This is a genomic window from Rhodobacter sp. P1_C2 (assembly GCF_056406375.1).
Map to the genome: position 1 here is coordinate 315304 of NZ_JBFUAG010000001.1, position 19135 is coordinate 334438.

21 protein-coding genes, 1 tRNA gene and 1 riboswitch are annotated in these 19135 nt (G+C 65.8%); of the genes, 11 read left to right on the top strand and 11 right to left on the bottom strand.

Annotated features, from left to right (window positions below):
• Positions 1-25: 25 nt before the first annotated feature.
• Positions 26-1012, bottom strand: a complete 987-nt coding sequence (locus tag AC1DZT_RS01500) for a glycosyltransferase family 2 protein (RefSeq protein ID WP_478004819.1) — start codon at positions 1010-1012, stop codon at positions 26-28.
• Positions 1013-1280: 268 nt separating this feature from the next.
• Here AC1DZT_RS01500 and AC1DZT_RS01505 point away from each other — a divergent pair, with 268 nt between their 5' ends.
• Positions 1281-2534 carry a DNA polymerase IV gene (locus AC1DZT_RS01505; RefSeq protein ID WP_478004820.1) on the top strand — a complete coding sequence of 418 codons (1254 nt, stop codon included), beginning with the start codon at positions 1281-1283 and terminating at the stop codon, positions 2532-2534.
• A gap of 97 nt (positions 2535-2631) precedes the next feature.
• On the opposite strand, the gene AC1DZT_RS01510 is transcribed toward AC1DZT_RS01505, so the two are convergent.
• Together AC1DZT_RS01510 and AC1DZT_RS01515 are read right to left on the bottom strand one after the other, a co-directional pair.
• Positions 2632-3483 carry an alpha/beta fold hydrolase gene (locus tag AC1DZT_RS01510; RefSeq protein ID WP_478004821.1) on the bottom strand — a complete coding sequence of 284 codons (852 nt, stop codon included), beginning with the start codon at positions 3481-3483 and terminating at the stop codon, positions 2632-2634.
• Between the two features lie 24 nt (positions 3484-3507).
• A complete protein-coding gene (locus AC1DZT_RS01515; RefSeq protein WP_478004822.1) occupies positions 3508-4380 on the bottom strand; it encodes an N-formylglutamate amidohydrolase in 873 nt (290 codons plus the stop codon).
• 146 nt (positions 4381-4526) lie between these two features.
• Here AC1DZT_RS01515 and AC1DZT_RS01520 point away from each other — a divergent pair.
• From AC1DZT_RS01520 to AC1DZT_RS01550, 7 genes are all read left to right on the top strand, one after another.
• Positions 4527-4601, top strand: a tRNA-Val gene (locus AC1DZT_RS01520).
• 73 nt (positions 4602-4674) lie between these two features.
• Positions 4675-4800, top strand: a complete 126-nt coding sequence (gene ykgO / locus AC1DZT_RS01525; RefSeq protein WP_023666132.1) for a type B 50S ribosomal protein L36 — start codon at positions 4675-4677, stop codon at positions 4798-4800.
• A gap of 90 nt (positions 4801-4890) precedes the next feature.
• Entirely contained in the window at positions 4891-5496 is a 606-nt protein-coding gene (locus AC1DZT_RS01530; protein ID WP_478004823.1) for an FMN-binding negative transcriptional regulator, read from the top strand.
• Between the two features lie 63 nt (positions 5497-5559).
• On the top strand, positions 5560-6165 hold the full coding sequence (locus AC1DZT_RS01535; protein WP_478004824.1) for a glutathione S-transferase: 606 nt from the start codon (positions 5560-5562) through the stop codon (positions 6163-6165).
• Positions 6166-6399: 234 nt separating this feature from the next.
• A complete protein-coding gene (gene petA / locus AC1DZT_RS01540; RefSeq protein ID WP_478004825.1) occupies positions 6400-6975 on the top strand; it encodes a ubiquinol-cytochrome c reductase iron-sulfur subunit in 576 nt (191 codons plus the stop codon).
• Between the two features lie 12 nt (positions 6976-6987).
• Complete coding sequence (locus AC1DZT_RS01545; RefSeq protein WP_478004826.1) at positions 6988-8313, top strand: cytochrome b; 1326 nt, start codon at positions 6988-6990, stop codon at positions 8311-8313.
• A gap of 19 nt (positions 8314-8332) precedes the next feature.
• Positions 8333-9124, top strand: a complete 792-nt coding sequence (locus tag AC1DZT_RS01550) for a cytochrome c1 (RefSeq protein WP_478004827.1) — start codon at positions 8333-8335, stop codon at positions 9122-9124.
• A 49-nt stretch (positions 9125-9173) separates the two neighbouring features.
• Here the strand turns inward: AC1DZT_RS01550 and AC1DZT_RS01555 are convergent, their stop codons facing one another.
• From AC1DZT_RS01555 to thiB, 3 genes are read right to left on the bottom strand one after another with little or no spacing between them, the layout of a single operon-like run.
• Positions 9174-9869, bottom strand: a complete 696-nt coding sequence (locus tag AC1DZT_RS01555; RefSeq protein ID WP_478004828.1) for a thiamine ABC transporter ATP-binding protein — start codon at positions 9867-9869, stop codon at positions 9174-9176.
• Positions 9856-11388: a thiamine/thiamine pyrophosphate ABC transporter permease ThiP gene (locus AC1DZT_RS01560; RefSeq protein WP_478004829.1), complete on the bottom strand. Its 1533-nt coding sequence runs from the start codon at positions 11386-11388 to the stop codon at positions 9856-9858. The genes AC1DZT_RS01555 and AC1DZT_RS01560 overlap by 14 nt, the downstream gene beginning before the upstream one ends.
• Positions 11364-12350 (bottom strand): thiamine ABC transporter substrate binding subunit, encoded by a 987-nt coding sequence (gene thiB, locus AC1DZT_RS01565; RefSeq protein ID WP_478004830.1) that lies wholly within the window; start codon positions 12348-12350, stop codon positions 11364-11366. Before thiB ends, AC1DZT_RS01560 begins: the two co-directional genes overlap by 25 nt.
• A 37-nt stretch (positions 12351-12387) precedes the next feature.
• Positions 12388-12486: riboswitch (TPP riboswitch) on the bottom strand.
• 197 nt (positions 12487-12683) lie between these two features.
• Here thiB and AC1DZT_RS01570 point away from each other — a divergent pair.
• Positions 12684-13277, top strand: coding sequence for a hypothetical protein (locus tag AC1DZT_RS01570; RefSeq protein ID WP_478004831.1), 594 nt, complete (start codon positions 12684-12686; stop codon positions 13275-13277).
• 83 nt (positions 13278-13360) lie between these two features.
• Positions 13361-14461: a chorismate synthase gene (aroC, locus tag AC1DZT_RS01575; RefSeq protein WP_478004832.1), complete on the top strand. Its 1101-nt coding sequence runs from the start codon at positions 13361-13363 to the stop codon at positions 14459-14461.
• On the opposite strand, the gene AC1DZT_RS01580 is transcribed toward aroC, so the two are convergent.
• Together AC1DZT_RS01580 and AC1DZT_RS01585 are read right to left on the bottom strand one after the other, a co-directional pair.
• Positions 14414-14878: an SRPBCC family protein gene (locus AC1DZT_RS01580; RefSeq protein ID WP_478004833.1), complete on the bottom strand. Its 465-nt coding sequence runs from the start codon at positions 14876-14878 to the stop codon at positions 14414-14416. The two genes, aroC and AC1DZT_RS01580, sit on opposite strands and share 48 nt — an antisense overlap.
• Positions 14879-14941: 63 nt before the next feature.
• Entirely contained in the window at positions 14942-15643 is a 702-nt protein-coding gene (locus AC1DZT_RS01585; RefSeq protein WP_478004834.1) for a helix-turn-helix transcriptional regulator, read from the bottom strand.
• Between the two features lie 71 nt (positions 15644-15714).
• Between AC1DZT_RS01585 and AC1DZT_RS01590 the strand changes: the two genes are divergently transcribed.
• Positions 15715-16320: a glutathione S-transferase family protein gene (locus AC1DZT_RS01590; RefSeq protein WP_478004835.1), complete on the top strand. Its 606-nt coding sequence runs from the start codon at positions 15715-15717 to the stop codon at positions 16318-16320.
• On the opposite strand, the gene AC1DZT_RS01595 is transcribed toward AC1DZT_RS01590, so the two are convergent.
• The 3 genes from AC1DZT_RS01595 to AC1DZT_RS01605 all read right to left on the bottom strand — a co-directional run bounded on the left by AC1DZT_RS01595 (position 16293) and on the right by AC1DZT_RS01605 (position 19125).
• Complete coding sequence (locus AC1DZT_RS01595) at positions 16293-17171, bottom strand: DMT family transporter (protein ID WP_478004836.1); 879 nt, start codon at positions 17169-17171, stop codon at positions 16293-16295. The two genes, AC1DZT_RS01590 and AC1DZT_RS01595, sit on opposite strands and share 28 nt — an antisense overlap.
• 64 nt (positions 17172-17235) lie before the next feature.
• Entirely contained in the window at positions 17236-17523 is a 288-nt protein-coding gene (locus AC1DZT_RS01600; protein ID WP_478004837.1) for an HU family DNA-binding protein, read from the bottom strand.
• A 129-nt stretch (positions 17524-17652) separates the two neighbouring features.
• Entirely contained in the window at positions 17653-19125 is a 1473-nt protein-coding gene (locus tag AC1DZT_RS01605; RefSeq protein ID WP_478004838.1) for an AMP nucleosidase, read from the bottom strand.
• Positions 19126-19135: the final 10 nt, after the last annotated feature.

The window sequence follows — 19135 nt, forward strand, 5'->3', positions numbered from 1 at the left end:
CAACGCTTCATGTGTATTCTTTTCGTCACGCGGCATCGGACAAGGTTCCGATGTAGCGCCGCAGATGTTCAAGATCGCCCGCCTCGCCGGGAATGCCGGCCGGCAGATGCAGATAGAGCGGGTCGATCATCGCCAGCATGATCTGCATGCTTTGCCGATAGCTGGCCCGGTGCTGCAGCGAAATCGTGTCGCCGCACCATTCCACGATCCGCATGCAGGAGGCGAGCACGGCGGCACGATGCGCGGCATTGTGGAATTCGGGCCGCTGGGCGAAGGCTTCCAGCGTCAGCTTGGTCACGGCGATGATGCCAAAGCGCATGTCGCCGGAGGTCGCGGTGATCTGGGGCCGGTTGTAGCGGCGGAAATAGGTGAAGGCGGGCGTGTCGAGGAAGGCGATCTTGTCCGCCGCGGCGATCAGGCCGGTGTGGAAATAGATGTCCTCGAAGAAATGGGTGTTGGGAAAGCCGACGCCGGTCTGCTGCAGAAAGCCGCGCCGGACCACCTTGTTGGCCGATTGCGGCTCGATCCGCTGGGCAAGGCAGGAGATCCGGGTGAAATCCGCCTGACCGCGTTCGGTGAAATTGCCCGGGCTGATCGCGGCGATCGCCTTGAACAGGCGGTCGTCGTAGAAGGCCCCGATGTCGTTGCGCAGATCCTGCAGGATGCCGGGGCAGATCAGAAGGTCAGGCTCATGCGCCGCCAGGACGTTTGCGATCGCCGCGAAAGACCAGTTCGGCCGGGAATCGTCGGCATCGAGGAAGCAGATGTAATCCCCGGTCGCCCGTTCGATCGCGCGGTTGCGGGCGCTGGACAGCCCGTCATTGGCCTGCCGGATCACCAGGATGCGCGGATCGTCAAGGCCGGCCAGAATGTCGGTCGTGGCATGGGTGGAGCCGTCGTCGACCAGGATATACTGAAAATCCGTAAAGCTCTGCGCGAGGATCGAATTGACGCTGGTCAGCAGGGCGCGTCCTTCGTTGTAGGTGGTCGTGATACACGTCAATCTTGGCATGAGGTCCTGTCCATGCTGCCGCTGGGATCGGTCGCGCAGAGAATACTACGCGGGCGGCATTAACGACTGATTGAACCCCAGGTAATGCAATCGCGTGTCGCTCCATATCCGCATCTGTAGGGCACTTTTTGCACTATTTTTATGGCGTTGCATCATTTTTTTGCAGTTTCGCGGAGCGGTGGCGAATTTTGGCCGCCCCTGCTTTTGCCTGCCCCGGCGCTGTCGCCGCTTTCCGAAGGCAGGTCCTGCGTGGTAGGAGAGGGCGATCATGTCCACGCTGTGTCGCGACTGTCTGACCCTTTTTGCTGCCGGTGCCCGCTGCCCGGCCTGCCGCAGCCCGCGCGTCGTCTCCCATGCCGAGCTGGAGAGCCTTTCGATCGCCCATATGGACTGCGACGCCTTCTATGCCTCGGTCGAAAAGCGCGACAATCCGGCCCTGCGCGATGTGCCCCTGATCGTGGGCGGCGGCACAAGGGGGGTGGTTTCGACCTGCTGCTACCTCGCCCGCATCCATGGCGTGCGCTCGGCGATGCCGATGTTCCAGGCGCTGAAGCTCTGCCCGCAGGCCACGGTGGTCAAGCCGCGGATGTCGGTCTATGTCGAGGTCTCGCGCCAGATCCGCGCCTTGATGGAGGTGCTGACCCCCGCGATCCAGCCCCTGTCGCTGGACGAGGCCTTCCTCGACCTGACCGGCACCGCCCGCCTGCATGGCGCGCCGCCCGCCGTGATGCTCGCCCGCCTGACCCGCGAGATGGAGACGCAGATTGGCGTCACCGGCTCGATCGGCCTGTCGCACAACAAGTTCCTGGCCAAGATCGCCTCCGACCTCGACAAGCCGCGCGGGTTTTCGGTGGTGGGCAAGGCCGAGACGGCGGATTTCCTGCGCAGCAAGCCGGTGCGGATCATCTGGGGTGTCGGGGTGGCGACCCAGGCCCAGCTCGAGGCCGCGGGCATCCGCACCATCGCCGACCTTCTGCGCTGGGACCGCGGCGATCTGCAGGCCCGTTTCGGCCAGACCGGCGAGCGGCTTTATCAACTCGCCCGGGGCGAGGATGCGCGGCGCGTCACGAGGGATGAAAAGCTCAAATCCATCTCGAAAGAGACCACGTTCTTCGAGGATACGTCGGATGCCGACCTGCTGGACGGCCATATCTGGCGCCTCTCCGAACAGGTCGCCGACCGCGCCAAGGCCAAGCAGCTTTCGGGCCGCACCGTCACGCTCAAACTCAGGCGCGGTGATTTCCAGATCGTCACCCGTCGCCATGCCCTGTCCGATCCGACCCAGCTGACCGACCGGATCTACCGCGCCGCCAAGGCGCTTTTCGTCAATGCCGGCACCAAGGGCCCGTTCCGGCTGATCGGCGTCGGCATCTCCGACCTCGCGCCCGAGGATCAGGCCGACCTCTCCCCCGACCTCCTCGACCCGGATGCCCCCAAACGCGCCAAGGCCGAACGCGCCGCCGACGCGATACGCGCCCGCTTTGGCCAGGAAGCCATCATCAAGGGCCGCGCACTCCGCTGAGGGCTCAAAACCCCGCGCTGATCCCTTTCATTCTTGCACAAATATCCTCCGGGGGTGCGGGGGTGGAAAACCCCCGCGTCCTCGGCCGGGACCAAGCTCAGTTGTCGATCAGCGCGCGCACCGCCTTTGTATAATCCTGAGGCGCCTGCAGCAGGGCGAAATGGCTGGTATCGGGCAGGATCACCAGCTTGGCCCCCGGAATCAGGCTCGCGATCTTCTCGGTATGGGCGGGCAGGATCGCCTGGTCATGATCGCCTGCCGCCACCACGGTCGGCACCTTGATCGCGGAAACTTCGGCATCGGTCCAGTTCGGCTGGCTGGCCCACATGGCCGAGATCTGGGTGACGAAGGCCTCGTACTGGTCCGGCGTCGGCGAAAGCCGGGCGTAATCCTTGCCCATCCAGTCGATGTACTCCCCGAACTGCTTGTCCTCACCCACCTTCGGGTCCACGCCATCGGTCGTGATATTCGCGGCCTGGGCGAAGAGGTGCTTCAACCGCTCGGGGTGGTGCATCGCGATGTCGAGCCCGATGATCCCTCCATCCGACCATCCGACCAGATCGACGGTATCGACCTTCAGATAATCCATCAGCGCCAGGTAGTCCGAGGCCATCAGGTCATAGCCGAAGGGCTCTTCCGTCCGGGTGGAGCGGCCGTGGCCCCGGCTGTCGGCCACGATGACCAGGTGGTCCTGCATCAGGTCGATCACCTGATTGGCCCAGAGGTCCGAATTGCCCAGCCCGCCATGGATCAGCAGCACCGGCTCGCCGGCACCGAAGGTGGCGTAATACATCTCGATCCCGTTGACGGCGGCCATGCCGCTGGCGACCGGGGTCGGCATCGGTGGCGGCATCGGGATCGTGGCCCAGCGGTCCTCGGCCCCGGCGGGAAGGGCCAGGGTGACAGCCAGTCCGGTCACGGCAAATCCTTTGGCGGCAAACAGGCGCATGGGCCTCTCCTTTCTAGACGTCTCTCATTCGGCCGCGATCGGCAGGGCGCGGCGCCCGATGCTGGCAATATCGGCCACGACGCGCGACATGCGCAGGCAGAAGGCGGAAAAGCAGGGCAGCGGCTCGACCCTGCGCTCGTCGAGGTAGAGCGAGCGGTCGATCTCGACCTGGACCACATGTTTGCGGCTGACCGGGTGGCCATAGGCCTGGGTGATGTAGGCCCCCGCGAAGGGCGAGTTGCGGGCGACGCGGAAGCCTGCGGCGGCAAAGATCCCCTCGATCTGCTCCACCACCTCGCGGGAGGCGGCGGCGCCGAAGCGGTCGCCCAGCACCACCTCGGGCAGGGCATGGCCCGGGCGGGCATGGGCCTCGATCGCCTCATGCGGCATCGAATGGCAATCGATCAGGATCGCCTCGCCGAAGGTCGCATGGGTCTCGGCCACGAGGTCGCGCAGCGTGGCATGCCAGGGCCGCCAGTGGCTGTCGATTCTCGCCTCGGCCTCGGCGCGGCCCATCTTGCCGGAATAGATCGCCCGCCCGCCCGCCACGACGCGGGGGATCACGCCCAGCCCGGAGGAGATTCGCGGATTATGCGCCGGGCGCGTCACCCCCTCGATCACGGCGGGGTCCAGCTCGTCGCAGCCGCGGTTGAGGTCGATGAAGGCCCGGGGCGCGCGGGCGCACAGAAGCGGCGCGCCGTTCAGCGGCGCACGGGCGAAAAGCTTGTCGACATAGGCATCCTCGGAGGAGCGCAGCTGGGTCGGCGACAGCGGGCTGGAGGCAAGAAATTCAGGCGGATATTCGCGCCCGGAATGCGGAGAAGAGAAAATCACGCTGGTCACTTGCCGCTCGGGTCTGGCAAGGCGAAAGGAAAGGCCCTCGGAATACTCGGTCATGCGTTCCTCCATCGCCTAGGTATAGCGGGTAAATTCGGTGTGGAGAAAGCCCTTGAACAGCCCGGCGACTCTCTTTATAGACCCGGCACCGACGCGGTTTTGCCCGACGCCAGTTTGGCTGTGAAGGCGGGATGCGACGGAACGGAGGGCGGTTAGCTCAGCGGTAGAGCACTACGTTGACATCGTAGTGGCCACTGGTTCGATCCCAGTACCGCCCACCATTCACCGCCGGTCGCAAGACCGGCACGGTTTTCAATTGGCGCGAGGACGCGCCGCGAACAGAAGGAGACAGCCATGAAGGTTGCAAACTCGCTCCGCTCGCTGAAGACGCGTCATCGCGATTGCCAGGTCGTGCGCCGTAAGGGCCGCGTCTATGTGATCAACAAGACGCAAAAGCGCTACAAGGCCCGTCAGGGTTGAGTGTGAGCTTTCAGCACGGATGATGGGCCGCCAGGGGAAACTCGGCGGCTTTTTCATTTGTTCCCAGATGTTTCGCTTCTCAGGTTCGCCATGCATCCCAATCCCGCCTTCCGTCAGACCCCGCTTGAACGCAACCTCGATTTCGCGCGGTCGCGCGGCTTTGGCGTGCTCGCGGTCAATGGCGCTTCCGGCCCGGTTCTGGCGCATGTGCCCTTCCTGATGTCCGCGGATGGCAGCCATGCCGACCTGCATCTGGCGCGGTCGAACGGGGTGATCGTGGCCGGGCTGCCGGCCGCCGCCGTGCTGGCGGTCTCGGGGGCGGATGGCTATGTCTCGCCCGATTGGTATGGCGTCGAGGATCAGGTCCCGACCTGGAACTACATCGCCGTCCACCTGCGCGGCACCCTGACCGAACTGCCGCCCGAGGCGCTGGAGCCTCATGTCAACGCGCTGTCCGACATGTTCGAGGCGCGGCTGGCGCCGAAGCCGGTCTGGAAAAGCACCAAGATGACCGAGGGAGTCATGGCGCGGATGATGCGGATGATTCGGCCCTTCCGGCTGCAGATCACCCAGGTCGACGGCACCTGGAAGCTGAACCAGAACAAGACCGAGGAGGCCCGCGCCGGGGTGATCCGCGCGCTGGACAACTTGGGCGGTGCCTCGACCGCACTGGCCCGCGCGATGCAGGACATCTGAGCGGCTTCTGTACAGCGCCCGAAGCACGGGTTAGCAAAGGGCACCCCAGAGAGAGGTCCGCCCATGCAGCTTTACCATTCGCCCGCATCCCCCTTTGTCCGCAAGGTCATGGCTTTGGCGCATGAGCTGGGCATCACCGACCAGATCGAACTCTTGCCCGCCGCCGGTACGGCCGTGGCGCCGGGGACCATGCCGATCGACAAGAACCCGCTGGGCAAGCTGCCGACGCTGATCACCGAGGACGGCAAGGCGATCTATGACAGCCGGGTGATCTGCCGCTATCTCGACAGCCGCTTCTCGGGGGGATTCTATCCTGAAGCGCGGATCTGGGAGGTTCTGACGCTGGAAGCCACGGCCGACGGGCTGCTGGAGGCGGCGTTGCTCATGGTCTACGAAGCGCGCATCCGCCCGGCCGAGATCTGCTTTGCGCCCTGGGTCGAGGGGCAATGGGCCAAGGTCGCCCGCACGCTCGACATGCTGGAAAGCACCGGCATGGCGCAGCTGTCGGGGCCGGTGGATATAGGGCAGATCGCCCTGGCCTGCGGCCTCGGTTACCTCGACTTCCGCCACGCCGCGCGCGACTGGCGGGCCGGGCATCCCGCGCTTGCCGCCTGGGAGGCGGGATTCGCCCAGAGGCCGGCGATGCAGGCGACCGTTCCCCGGGCGTGACCAGACCCCAAAGCGCCGGGCCATGACGCGGGGCGGGCAATATGGGGGCGCGGGTTGCGACTTCAAGGTCGCTCCTCAAGGAAATCGGGTTTCGCAAAGCCCTGCGCGCCTTTGACCGCTGGACGGCCCGGCAATCCTTGGCTAAAACCCGCCGGGCAAGGCTGTGAGCGTATCACGGTCTGTTGAGGTTCAGGGGCTGCTGACAACGGCGGCCAGCGGAAGGGAGAAATATTCGTGTCCCATGCTGACGACAGCGCAGGATCCCACAACGCCGATCGGCGGGATTTCCTGTATTACGCGACCGCCGGGGCTGGCGTCGTGGCAACTGGTGCGGCGGTTTGGCCGCTGGTCAACCAGATGAACCCTTCTGCTGACGTCAAGGCGCTCGCCTCGATCGAAGTTGACATTTCCGGCGTGGCCGAAGGCACCCAGCTGACCGTGCTGTGGCGCGGCAAGCCGGTCTTCGTGCGTCACCGCACCGCCGACGAGATCAAGGCCGGGCAAGAGGTCAAACTCTCCGATCTGGTCGACACGAATGCCGAAAACGACAACCTGCCCGCCGGCACCGATGCAAGCGACGCGAACCGCGCGCTCGACAAGGACGGCAAGTGGCTGGTGATGATGGGCGTCTGCACCCACCTCGGCTGCGTGCCGCTGGGCAATGGCGCGGGCGAGTTCGGCGGTTGGTTCTGCCCCTGCCACGGGTCGCAATACGACACGGCAGGCCGCATCCGCAAAGGGCCGGCCCCGCGCAACCTGCAGGTGCCGGTCGCCGCTTTCATCAACGACACCACGATCAAGCTCGGGTAAGGAACACAATCGATGGCCGGTATCCCGCACGACCACTACGAGCCCAAATCGGGCTTTGAAAAATGGCTCCACAGCCGCCTGCCGATTGTCAGCATCCTTTACGACACGCTGATGCTTCCGACGCCGAAGAACCTCAACTGGATGTGGATCTGGGGCATCGTCCTGACCTTCTGTCTGGCGCTGCAGATCGTGACCGGCATCGTGCTGGCCATGCATTACACGCCGAACGTCGATCTGGCCTTCGGTTCGGTCGAGCATATCATGCGCGACGTGAACGGCGGCGTGATGCTGCGCTATCTGCATGCCAACGGCGCCTCGCTGTTCTTCTTCGCCGTCTATTGCCACATCTTCCGCGGCCTCTACTACGGCAGCTACAAATCCCCGCGCGAGGTGACCTGGGTCATCGGCATGATCATCTACTTCCTGATGATCGCCACCGCCTTCATGGGCTATGTTCTGCCCTGGGGTCAGATGAGCTTCTGGGGCGCCACCGTGATCACCGGCCTGTTCGGCGCGATCCCGGGTGTCGGCACGGCCCTTCAGGAATGGCTGCTCGGCGGCTTTGCCGTCAGCAACGCCACGCTGAACCGCTTCTTCTCGCTCCACTACCTGCTGCCCTTCGTGATTGCCGCCCTGGTGGGCGTCCACATCTGGGCCTTCCACACCACCGGCAACAACAACCCGACCGGGGTTGAAGTGCGCCGTGGATCGAAGGAAGAGGCCGAGCGCGACACCGTTCCCTTCTGGCCCTATTACGTCATCAAGGACCTCTTCGCGCTGGCCGTGATCCTGATGCTGTTCTTCGCCGTGGTCGGCTTCATGCCGAACTACCTAGGCGACCCGGACAACTACATCCAGGCCAACCCGCTCGCCACCCCGGCGCATATCGTGCCGGAATGGTACCTGCTGCCCTTCTACGCCATCCTGCGGACCTTCGATAACACGGTCTGGGTGGTGCAGCTCGTCCACTTCCTGACCTTCGGCATCGTCGATTCCAAGCTCTTCGGGGTCATCGCGATGGCCGGTGCGATCCTGGCCATGGCGCTGGCGCCCTGGCTCGACACCTCCTCGGTGCGTTCGGGCCGCTACCGCCCGATGTTCAAGGCCTGGTTCGCCGTTCTGGTGATCGACTTCGTCGTGCTGATGTGGTGCGGCTCTCAGGTCCCCTCGACCTTCACCGGCTGGGTCGGCCTGATCGCCTCCACCTACTGGTTCGCCTATTTCCTCGTGATCCTGCCGCTGCTTGGCGTGCTTGAAAAGCCGCTGCTGCCGCCGGCGACCATCGAGGAAGACTTCAAGTCGCACTACGCCGACCCCGTTTCTGGCCCGGCCGAGTGAGAGAAAGGAACTGACTGAGATGTTTCGCAAAATCGCAATCAGCGCCGTTTCTGCTCTGACCCTGCTGACCGGAGCCGCCTGGGCCGAAGAGGGGGCCGAGACGACCGATATCGCCTTCTCCTTCGAAGGCCCCTTCGGCACCTTCGACGCACACCAGCTGCAGCGCGGGCTCCAGGTCTATACCGAGGTCTGCTCGACCTGCCACGGTCTGAAGTTCGTCCGCATCGGCGCCCTGTCCGAACCGGGCGGCCCGACCCTGCCGGAAGATCAGGTCAAGGCCTATGCCAAGACCATCACCGTCAAGGACGCCGTCACCGGCGAGGATCGTCCGGCGACCCCGGCCGACCACTTCCCGGAGAACACCGGCGCTGGGGCCCCTGACCTTTCGGTCATGGCCAAGGCGCGCAAGGGCTTCTCGGGCCCCTACGGCCTCGGCACCAACCAGCTCTTCAAGGGCATGGGCGGACCGGAGCATATCTACTCGATCCTCACCGGCTTCACCGGCGAGTCGAAGGACATCGCCGGCGTGACCTTCTACGGCAACAAGGCCTTCCCGGGTGGCTACATGGGCATGCCCGACACCGCCCTGGCGGCCGGTCAGGTCAAATACGCCGACGGCACCGAAGCGAGCCTGAGCCAGGAGGCGCAGGACGTCGCGGCCTTCCTGATGTGGGCCGCCGAGCCGAAGATGATGGTCCGCAAGGAATCCGGCTTCAAGGCCGTGCTGATCCTGGGTCTGTTGTCGGTGCTCCTCTACCTGACCAACAAGCGCCTGTGGTCCAAGGTCAAGGGCAAGAAGATCGCGCACTGATCTTCAACGCATTGAATGAAAAGGGCCCCGTCGCAGGACGGGGCCTTTTTCATGTGCCGAGATAGGCGCGCAAGGCCGGGGGCGGGGCGGCGAAAAGCGCCTCGGTCGCCACCGGGGCATCGGCCACTCCGTCATGGACCAGCACCACCTGATCGGCAAAGCGGCGGGCATCGGCGGGGTCGTGGGTGACCATGATCACCGTGGTCCCGGCCTCGGCGGCAAGATCGGCGACCAGCGCCAGAAGATCAGCCTTCAGCGCCGGGCCAAGGGCGGCAAAGGGTTCGTCCAGCAAGAGGATCGGCCGCGCCTGCAACAGAACGCGGGCAAGGGCCGCGCGGCCCTGTTGCCCGCCCGACAGATCGGCAGGCCGGCGCCCCTCCAGCCCGGCGAGGCCAAGGCGGGCCAGAACCTGCGCGATCCGGCTATGGTCGGCGGCGCTGAGCCTCATCCGCGGGTTCAGCGCGAGGCCGAGGTTTTGCGCCAGTGTCAGATGCGGGAACAGGTTCTGGTCCTGAAACAGGATCGAAACCGGCCGCTCTGCCGGGGGCAGGGGGGCCAGATCCTGACCCCGCCACAGAATGCGCCCAGCGGTTGGCGTGACAAAACCCGCAAGCCCCATCAGCAGCGTCGATTTCCCCGCCCCCGAGGCGCCGAGCAGGGCCAGCCTTTTGCCGGCCTGCAGGCTCCAGTCGGCGGAGAGGTGAAAGCTGCCCTGGGTCAGGGTCAGATGGTCAAGCTGCAGCACGGCGGCCTCCGAGGTCACACAGGGCGAAAAGGCCGAAGCTGAGGGCGACGAGGAGGAGCGCCGCGCCCGAGGCCTCCGCCATCCGGTAGGCCCCGGCGAGGCGCTGAACGACGAGGGGCAGCGTGGCCTGCCCCTCGCCGGCAAAGAGCGCGATCACGCCGAGATCGCCCATCGCCAGCGCCGCCGCCAGCCCGCTGCCAAGGCCAAGGGGGCGGGCCAGACGCGGCAGCACCAGCCAGCGCAGCGCCGCCCAGCCGCGCAGGCCCATCGCCTCCGCCAGGCGGCTGTAATCGGCCTGCAGCACCCGCACCTCGGGCAACAGCAGGCGGTAAAGGAAGGGCAGCGCCATCAGGGCATTGCTCAGGATGGTGACCGGCAGGGCCAGATCCTCGGGGCGGAAGAAGGGGCGGATCACCAGGAAAAGCCCGGTGCCAAGGACAAGGCCAGAGGCCGCCATCGGCAGCATCGCCGCCATCTCGATCCACCGCGCGCCTTGGGCATGGCGCGCCACCGCCAGCGTCAGGGTCAGCGCCGCGGTGGTGCAGAGCGTCGCCGAAGCCAGCGCCATCAGGATCGAGCGCAGCGCCGCCTGCCAGACCAGCGGGCCCAGATGCGCCAGCGCCGGCACCCCCTCCACCACGATCGCGGCGAGGGGGAGGACCAGCAGAAGGGCTGCAAAAGCGATGGCGAAACAATCGCTTGCCCGGCCCTTTGGCGCGCGGATCACAAGGGGGCGGTCCTGCCCGGCCCCGAGCGCCAGGGGCAAGGTGAAGCGCGCGGCCAGAAGTACGGCCCCGGCGCAGAGCGCGAATTGCACCGCCGCGAGCAAGGCTGCCTTGCCGGGGTCGAAGTCAAAGCGGAGGGCCTGGTAGATTGCAAGCTCCAGCGTCGTGGCCTTCGGGCCGCCGCCAAGCGTCAGCGCCACGACGAAAGAGGTGAGGCAGACCAGAAAGATCGCCAAAGCCGCGCCCGGCAGGACGGCGCGCAGCATGGGAAGCTCGATGTGGCGGAAGGGGGAGGGGAGGCCCAGGGTTTCGGCCAGGCGAAACCGCTCGGCCGGGATCGACTGCCAGCCGTTCAGCAGCATCCGTGTGGCGATCGGCAGGTTGAAGAAGACATGGGCCAGAACCACGCCTTTGAGGCCATAGATCGACAGGACCGGCAGGCCCAATGCCTGCAGAAGCTGGTTCAAGACGCCGCTGCGGCCATAGATGCTGAGGAGGCCCAGAACCGCCACCACCACGGGCAGCAGGAAGGGCGCGCCCATCAGCAGGATCAGAAGCTTGCGGCCCGGGAACCTGCGCCGCATCAGGGCGCGGGCGACGGGCACGGCGAGGAGGCAGGAAAACAGTGTGGAAAGAACGGCTTGCAGCAATGTGAAGCGGATCGCGGACCAATCGGCGGGCCGCAGGCTGGCGCCGGTGGACTGGCTTGCCAGCGCCAGTGCCGTTCCCAGCACCAGCGTGGCAATCAGGCCCGACAGCGCCGCTGCGCTTATTTGGACAGGGCGGTCTGCCATTCCTCCACCGCCGCCTGCCGCAGGCCTTCCGCCTCGGCCGGGGAAAAGAGCAGCGATTTCGCGGGCTTGATCAGCGTCTCATAGCCTGCGGGCAGGCCCGCGGCGGGGGTCTTGGCCGGGTACATCCAGTTGGTGGTGGGGATCACGGCCTGCGCCTCGTCGGCGGCGAGATAGGCGAGGAACTTGTCCGCCAGATCCTGCTGCTTGGAGGAGGCGAGTTTGCCGGCCACTTCGACCTGCATGTAATGGCCCTCGTCAAAGGCAGCGGCGGCCTTGCTGGCGTCCTTCTCGGCGATCAGGTGATAGGCGGGGGAGGTGGTGTAGGACAGGACCATGTCGGCCTCGCCCTTCAGGAACAGGCCGTAAGCCTCGTCCCAGCCGGGGGTGACGGTGACGATATTGTCGGCCAGATCCTTCCAGACTTGCGCCGCCTGATCGCCGTAAGCCGCCTTGACCCACATCACCAGACCGAGGCCGGGGGTGGAAGAGCGCGGGTCCTCGATCACGATCTTGAGGTTCGACGCGGCGAGATCCTTCAAGGATTTCGGCGGGTTGGCGACTTTGGTCTTGTCATAGACAAAGGCGAACCAGCCCCAGTCGAAGGGCTCGAAATTGGCGTCGGCATAGGGCACCGGCAGGTCATTCGGGGCCTGAGCGGCCAAGGGCGCGAAGAGGCCGGTGGCGCGGGCGGATTCGGTCAGGGTGGTGTCGAGGCCGAGGACGATGTCGGCCTCGGACTTGGCGCCCTCCATCTTCAGCCGCGACAGGACGGCGGCGCCGTCGCCGGCGGTGGTGTAATGGACGGTGCAGCCGCAGGTCGCCTCGAACCCCTTGGCGATGGCGGGGCCGGGGCCCCAGTCGGCGGCGAAGCTGTCATAGGTCAGGACGTTCAGAACGGGCGTGTCGGCCATGGCCATATGGCCAAGGGACAGGAACGCCAGTGCAAGATGGAAGCTTTTCATGGTCTCTCCATTTGCGACGGGCGGGAATGGAGCGGGCGAGCATCGCCGTTACCTTCCCTCCGCCGGTATGATCCGGGTCAGGTTCAACGGGTCCGCAAACTGCATCTCAGGCCAGAGGCCACCCCGAGGTATGCGTGAAAATAGGGCATCGGCGGGCAAGCGCAAGGACAAATGCCAAGGGCTTGAGAACGCAGAGTTAAGCTGCCAGAACCCCGGGCTGGACCGGGTCTTGCCCGCGTCTTCTTTCCGTCTTCCTTCCGTCTCTACGCGCGGTGGGGTCGGCGGATGTTAACCTTGTTTTGCGAATCGGGTCGGAGGTCGGAGAAAATGAACATGGTCCTGCGTATGGCGGCGTTTTGCCTGATGATCGGAACCGCTGCCGGGGCGGCGCAGGCGGAATGTGTGAACCTCCTGAGCTTCGCCAAGGGTGTCACGGTCAAGCTGACCGATGGCTCGGTCTGGACGGTGCGGCGCCAGGCGCATGAGGTGATAAGGCTGGAGCAGACCAATGCTGGCGGCAATTATGCCCGCTATGTCGAGGCGACCTATGGCATCTATCAGACCGAAAGCACGCGCAACGGCTCTGCGACGGTGTCGGAATATACCTATATCCGCCGGGTGCCCGAGCCGAAGCCGGCGATGGACTGGACCTCAGCCGTAAGGGCCACGACGACGAAGATCGGCGACAACAAGGCCGATGCCTGGCGCGAGAAGGTGCATGTGACGGCGGGCACTGTGGCCACGGTGAAGATCGGGTCCTGCCGCTATGCGGCGATGGGGCTGGATGTCGGGCATATCGGCGGGCCCTATCCGACGGTGCAGCATTTCACCTATTTCCCCGACCTGCGCTTTGGCATCCAGACAAGGATCACCTATCCGACCGATACGGTGAAGAAGGCGGCGATCGTCTCGATGAAGGCCGACTGAGCCCGGGCCCCGAATTTTCGACGAAAATTCTGTTGCAGCCGTCCGGATTGTCTTAAGGGGGTGCGGCAGACAGGAGATCGCCGATGAGCCTCAACACCTTTGGTCATGTGTTTCGTTTCACCACCTGGGGGGAAAGCCACGGCCCGGCCATCGGGGCCACGGTGGATGGCTGCCCGCCCGGCATCAGCTTGAGCGAGGCCGATCTGCAGCCCTGGCTGGATGCCAGGAAGCCCGGCACCTCGAAGTTCACCACCCAGCGCAAGGAGGATGACGCGGTGCGCATCCTGTCGGGCGTCTTCGAGGGGCGCACGACCGGCACGCCGATCCAGCTGATGATCGAGAACACCGACCAGCGGTCGAAGGATTACGGCGATATCGCGCAGAGCTTCCGGCCCGGTCATGCCGACATCACCTATCACCAGAAATATGGCCTCAGGGATTATCGCGGCGGCGGCCGGTCCTCGGCACGCGAGACGGCGAGCCGGGTGGCGGCGGGCGGTGTCGCGCGGGCGGTGCTGAAGGCGCTGGTGCCGGGGCTGAAGATCACCGGCTACATGGTGCAGATGGGGGTCAAGGGGATCGACCGGAGCCGGTTTGACGCGGGTCAGATCGGGCAGAACCCGTTCTGGTGCCCCGATCCGGGTGCCGTGGACGACTGGGCGGAGTATCTCGATGGGCTGCGGCTGTCGCACAACTCGGTCGGGGCGGTGATCGAGGTCGTGGCGGAGGGGGTTCCGGCGGGCCTCGGCGCGCCCTTGTATGGCAAGCTCGACAGCGACCTCGCCTCGGCGATGATGTCGATCAACGCGGTCAAGGCGGTGGAGATCGGCGATGGCATGGCGGCGGCCAGCCTGACCGGGGTGGAGAATGCCGACGAGATCCGGATGGGCAATGACGGGCCGGTGTTCCTGTCGAACCATGCGGGCGGCATCCTCGGCGGGATCAGCTCGGGTCAGCCGGTGGTCTGCCGCTTTGCGGTCAAGCCGACCTCCAGCATCCTGACGCCGCGGCGGACGATCAACCAGCGCGGTGAAGAGGTGGAGCTCATCACCAAGGGGCGGCATGACCCCTGCGTCGGCATCCGCGCCGTGCCGGTGGGCGAGGCGATGATGGCGCTGGTTCTGGCCGACCACCTGCTATTGGACCGCGCCCAGACGGGCGGGCTGCGCGGTCTGATCGGCTAAGGGCGAAGGACCCCGCAGGCTGGCCAGGCGCTCCATCTCTTCCGCAAGGGCGCTGCGGCCCTGAGCCATGGCCCAGCGGTGGCTGGCGCCTGCCACAAGCGACAGGCGGGCGGGATGCCAGGCATATTCGACCTCGACCACGGAGCCGGCCTGACGCAGGCGCCATATGCCGCGGCCGTGCAGGTCGCCGGTCGCCTCAACCTCCCAGCGGTAGGGCAGGCGGGCCTCGGTGATACGGGCGGTCCAGCGCAGGGGTAGGACCCCGCGCGAGCGCATGACGAACTCCCCCGCGCCCAGAACCTCGGCCGATCTGTGCGCCGAACCCCACCAGCGCGGCCAGTCCTGCATCCGGGTCAGCAGTTCGACCGCATCGGACAGGCTGCCCTTCACGCGCCAATCGGTGATGATGCTGGTCATGGACGGTGATCCTTTGCTGCGCCATGGGTGATACGTTTGTGGCGCAGCGAAGTTTCAACCGGGTTAACCGGGGGTGGGCCTGCGGCCGGATTTCAGCTCGGCCAGAAAGTCGCGCAAGAGGGCGACGCGGCGCGGGCGGAAGGAGGTGTCGGTCGGGCGGACCTCGCTCATCGAGGCCAGATGAAAGCGGCGGAAGCCCTGGCGCAGGGTGCACCAGGCCAGAAGCATCAGGGTGCGGTCCATGAAGACCACCGACAGCGGCCAGATCCGGCGCTGGGATTGCTGGCCGTCGCGGTCGGTGTAGGTGAGGTCGAGGGCGCGCTCCTCCCAGCAGGCCTCGCGGATCAGGGCGAGGTGGGGTGGCGCCGGCGGGCGGCTGTCGAAGCGGCGGATCTGCAGGACGGCGTGGCTGGCCTGACGCTGGACGCGTTCGGGCAGGGTGGCGATGATCTTGGCCTGGGCCGCCTCTGCCGCCTTGGCGAGTGCGGGGTCGCCGGCATGGCGCACCTCGGCCAGGCCGAGGACAAGCGCCTCCACCTCCAGCCTTGTGAACATCTGCGGCGGCAGGGCGGGGTCCTCGGTCAGGGTATAGCCAAGGCCCGGCGCGCCGTCGATCAGGGCGCCGCCGGCGCGCAGCGTCTCGATATCGCGGTAAAGCGTGCGGGCGGAGACCTCGGTCTCCTCCGCCAGGCGGGCGGCGGTCACCGGCTGCGGCAGGCTGCGCAGGGCGGTCAGGAGGCGGAACATCCGGTCGGGGCGGGGCATGGCATGCTGACAGGTTCTGGCAGGAGAGCTGGAGCATAAAGGCGGCAGAGAAAAGCGCAAAGGAGATAAAGATGCTGACGCTGTTTCACGCCCCCAATTCCCGCTCCACCCGGATCGTGATGCTGATCGACGAGATGCAGATCTGGGACAAGGTCGAGATCCGCAAGGTGGACATCATCTATCGCGACGGTTCGGGCCGGATCGACCCGGGCAATCCCCATCCCGAGGGCAAGGCCCCCGCGCTGCTGCATGACGGCACGCTGATCACCGAAAGCGGGGCGATCATGCTCTACCTCACCGCGCTTTTCCCCGAGGCGGGGCTGGCGCCCAAGCCCGGCGATGCGCGGCGGGGGGCGTATCTGACCTGGCTTTTCTGGTATCAGGGCGTGCTGGAGCCGGTCCTGATGACCGAGATGATGGGGATTTCCCACCCCGGGCTGGCGCGGAATTTCCGCGGCATGGCCGAGGCCAAGGCGCGGCTGCGCAAGGCGCTGGAGGCGGGCAAATGGCTCTGCGGCGACTTCTCGGCGGCGGACATGCTCTGCGCCTCGGCCTTCACCTTCGCGCCGCAGCTTCTGGGCGACGAGCCGGTGATCGCCGACTGGGTCGCGCGCTATGCCGCGCGCCCCTCGCTGCAGGTGGCCAAGGATTACGACGCGGCCTTGGCCGCCGCCTGACGCGAGATCTGCACGGCGAGAATCCCCGCCATAGCGATGATCACGCCCAGCACATCGCTGGGCGTGATCTTCTCACCCAGCAGCGCCGCCGCCACGGCCACGCCGAAGAAGGGGTTGAGGAAATGGAAGGTCGAGGCGCGGATCGCCCCGATCCGCCCAACCAGCGAGAACCACAATAGCGTGGCGCAAAGGCCGGGCACCAGAATCTGATAGCTGAGCGCCAGGATCAGATGCGGCGTGAGGTTCAGGCGCGGCGTCTCGAAGGCCATGGCGGCCAGGGCGAGGATCGCCGAACCGACCAGCATCTGCAATCCCACCACCATCAGCAGGTTGCCCCCCGCGCTGACCGATTTGACCAGCCGGGTCGCAAAGGCCAAGGCCGTCGCCCCCAGCACGCAAAGCGCCACGCCGGTCGGATCGGCGCCATGGGTGATCCGGCTGCCCATGATCAGGGCCACCCCGGCAAAGCCCGCCGCCAGTCCGGCGAGGCCGAGCTTCGGCAGACGCTCGCCCATGACAAAGCCGATCAGCGCCACCAGGAGCGGCATCGCCGAGGCGATGACCGAGGCGAGCGAGCCTTCGATCCATTGCAACGAAATGAAGTTCAGCCCGAGGTAGAGCGCGTTCTGGCAGAGGCCGAAGATCAGCACCGAGCGCGCCACCGGCCGGCTCAGCCGCCAGCTTTGGCCGCGCAGGCGGGCGATGGTGACGGCGATGGCGCCCGAGATCAGGAATCGCAGGGCGAGCACCAGCAGCGGCGAGGCATCCACAACGATGATCCGCCCGGTGGCAAAGGCCGAGGACCACATCAACGAGAAGCACAGGCCCATCAGAAGGGCGATCAGGTCCATGAGACCTCCTCAATGCAAAAGGGCCGCCCCGACGGGGCGACCCTTTGCCATAGTTTCGGAAAGATCAAGCGTTGACGCTGTCTTTCAGGGCTTTGGCGATGGTGAATTTCACCTGCTTGTCGGCGGCCTTGGTCACGGTCTCGCCGGTGGCGGGGTTGCGGACCTGACGCTCCGGACGGGCGCGGCAGACGATCTTGCCCAGACCCGGCAGGGTCACGGCGCCACCGGCGGCCACTTCGCGCGCCACGACGGCGGCGATCGCGTCAAGTGCGGTGCCTGCGATCTTCTTGTCGGTGCCCATGGCATCGGCCAGAGCGGCGAGCAGTTGGGTCTTGGTCATCGGCTTGTTCATGGACTTGTCCCTTGGTCATTTCCCGGAGTCCGGGGGTATTGCTTGGCCTGCGAAAGGCTGTGGCGCTGGCTACACAGGTTTTTGGCGGGCAAGGCAAGCATTTTTGCGCGCTTTCAGCGAAATCTGGCCTCAGAGGAAGGCCGTTTCGTCAAAACTGCGCAGTTTGCGGCTGTGGATGCGGCCCAAAGGCATCTCGCGCAGACGCTCCATCGCGCGGATGCCGACCTGCAGATGGCGGCTGACTTGAGTCTTGTAGAAATCGGTGGCCATGCCGGGCAGCTTCAATTCGCCATGCAGCGGCTTGTCGGACACGCAAAGCAAGGTGCCATAGGGCACCCGGAAGCGGAATCCGTTGGCGGCGATGGTGGCGCTTTCCATGTCCAGCGCGATGGCACGCGACTGGGAAAGGCGGCGGACCGGGCCGGACTGGTCGCGCAGCTCCCAATTGCGGTTGTCGATCGTGGCGACGGTGCCGGTCCGCATGATGCGTTTCAGGTCGTAACCGTCAAGCTGGGTCACCTCGGCCACGGCGTCCTGCAGGGCGATCTGGATCTCGGCCAGGGCGGGGATCGGCACCCAGATCGGCAGGTCGTCGTCCAGAACGTGATCCTCGCGCAGATAGGCATGGGCCAGGCAGAAATCGCCGAGGTTCTGGCTGTTCCTGAGCCCCGCGCAATGGCCCAGCATCAGCCAGGCATGCGGGCGCAAGACGGCGATATGGTCGGTGGCGGTCTTGGCATTGGAGGGGCCGACGCCGATGTTGACCAGGGTGATCCCGTTCCCGTCGGCGCGTTTGAGGTGATAAGTCGGCATCTGCGGCGTCTTCGAGGAGGGCGCAAGGATGCCGTCCCCGGTGGTGATGCTGGAATTGCCGCCCGCGACGAACTCGGTATAGCCGAGCGCCGGGTTCGACAGGGCGGCGCGGGCCATGAACTCGAACTCATCGACGTAGAACTGGTAGTTGGTGAAGAGGACGTAGTTCTGGAAATGGATCGCATCGGTCGCGGTATAATGGCTCAGCCGCGCCAGCGAGTAGTCCACCCTCTGCGCGGTGAAGGGCGCCAGGGGGTAGGAGCCGTCGGCATTGTAGGTGCGCTGGCCGTTGACGATGTCGTCATTGGTGGTCGACAGATCCGGCACGTCGAAGACATCGCGCAGGGTGAAGTCGAGCACGCCCTGATGCGGCACCGTCATGCCGGGGTTGTTGGCCACGGCAAAGTGCAGGGGGATCGGCGTGTCGCTGAGCCCGATCTGGACCGAGACGCCGTGGTTTTCCATCAGAAGCCCGATCTGCTGGATCAGGTAATTGCGGAACAGGTCGGGCCGGGTGATCGTCGTGGCATAGGTGCCCGGCTGCGAGACATGGCCAAAGGACAGACGGCTGTCGATCTTGTCATGGCTGGAGACGGTGAGCCTGACCTCCGGGTAATAGGCCCGCACCCGCGCCTCCGGCCGGCCATGGGTGACGGCATCGGAAAAGGCCTGGCCCAGAAATTCGGTCGCCCTCGCGTAAAGCTGCTGCAGGGCCTCCACCGCCTCGGCGGCATCGGTGAAGACAGCGGCTTCGGTGGCGGCAGGGGTCAGGAAAATATCGTCATTCATCGCGGGCGTC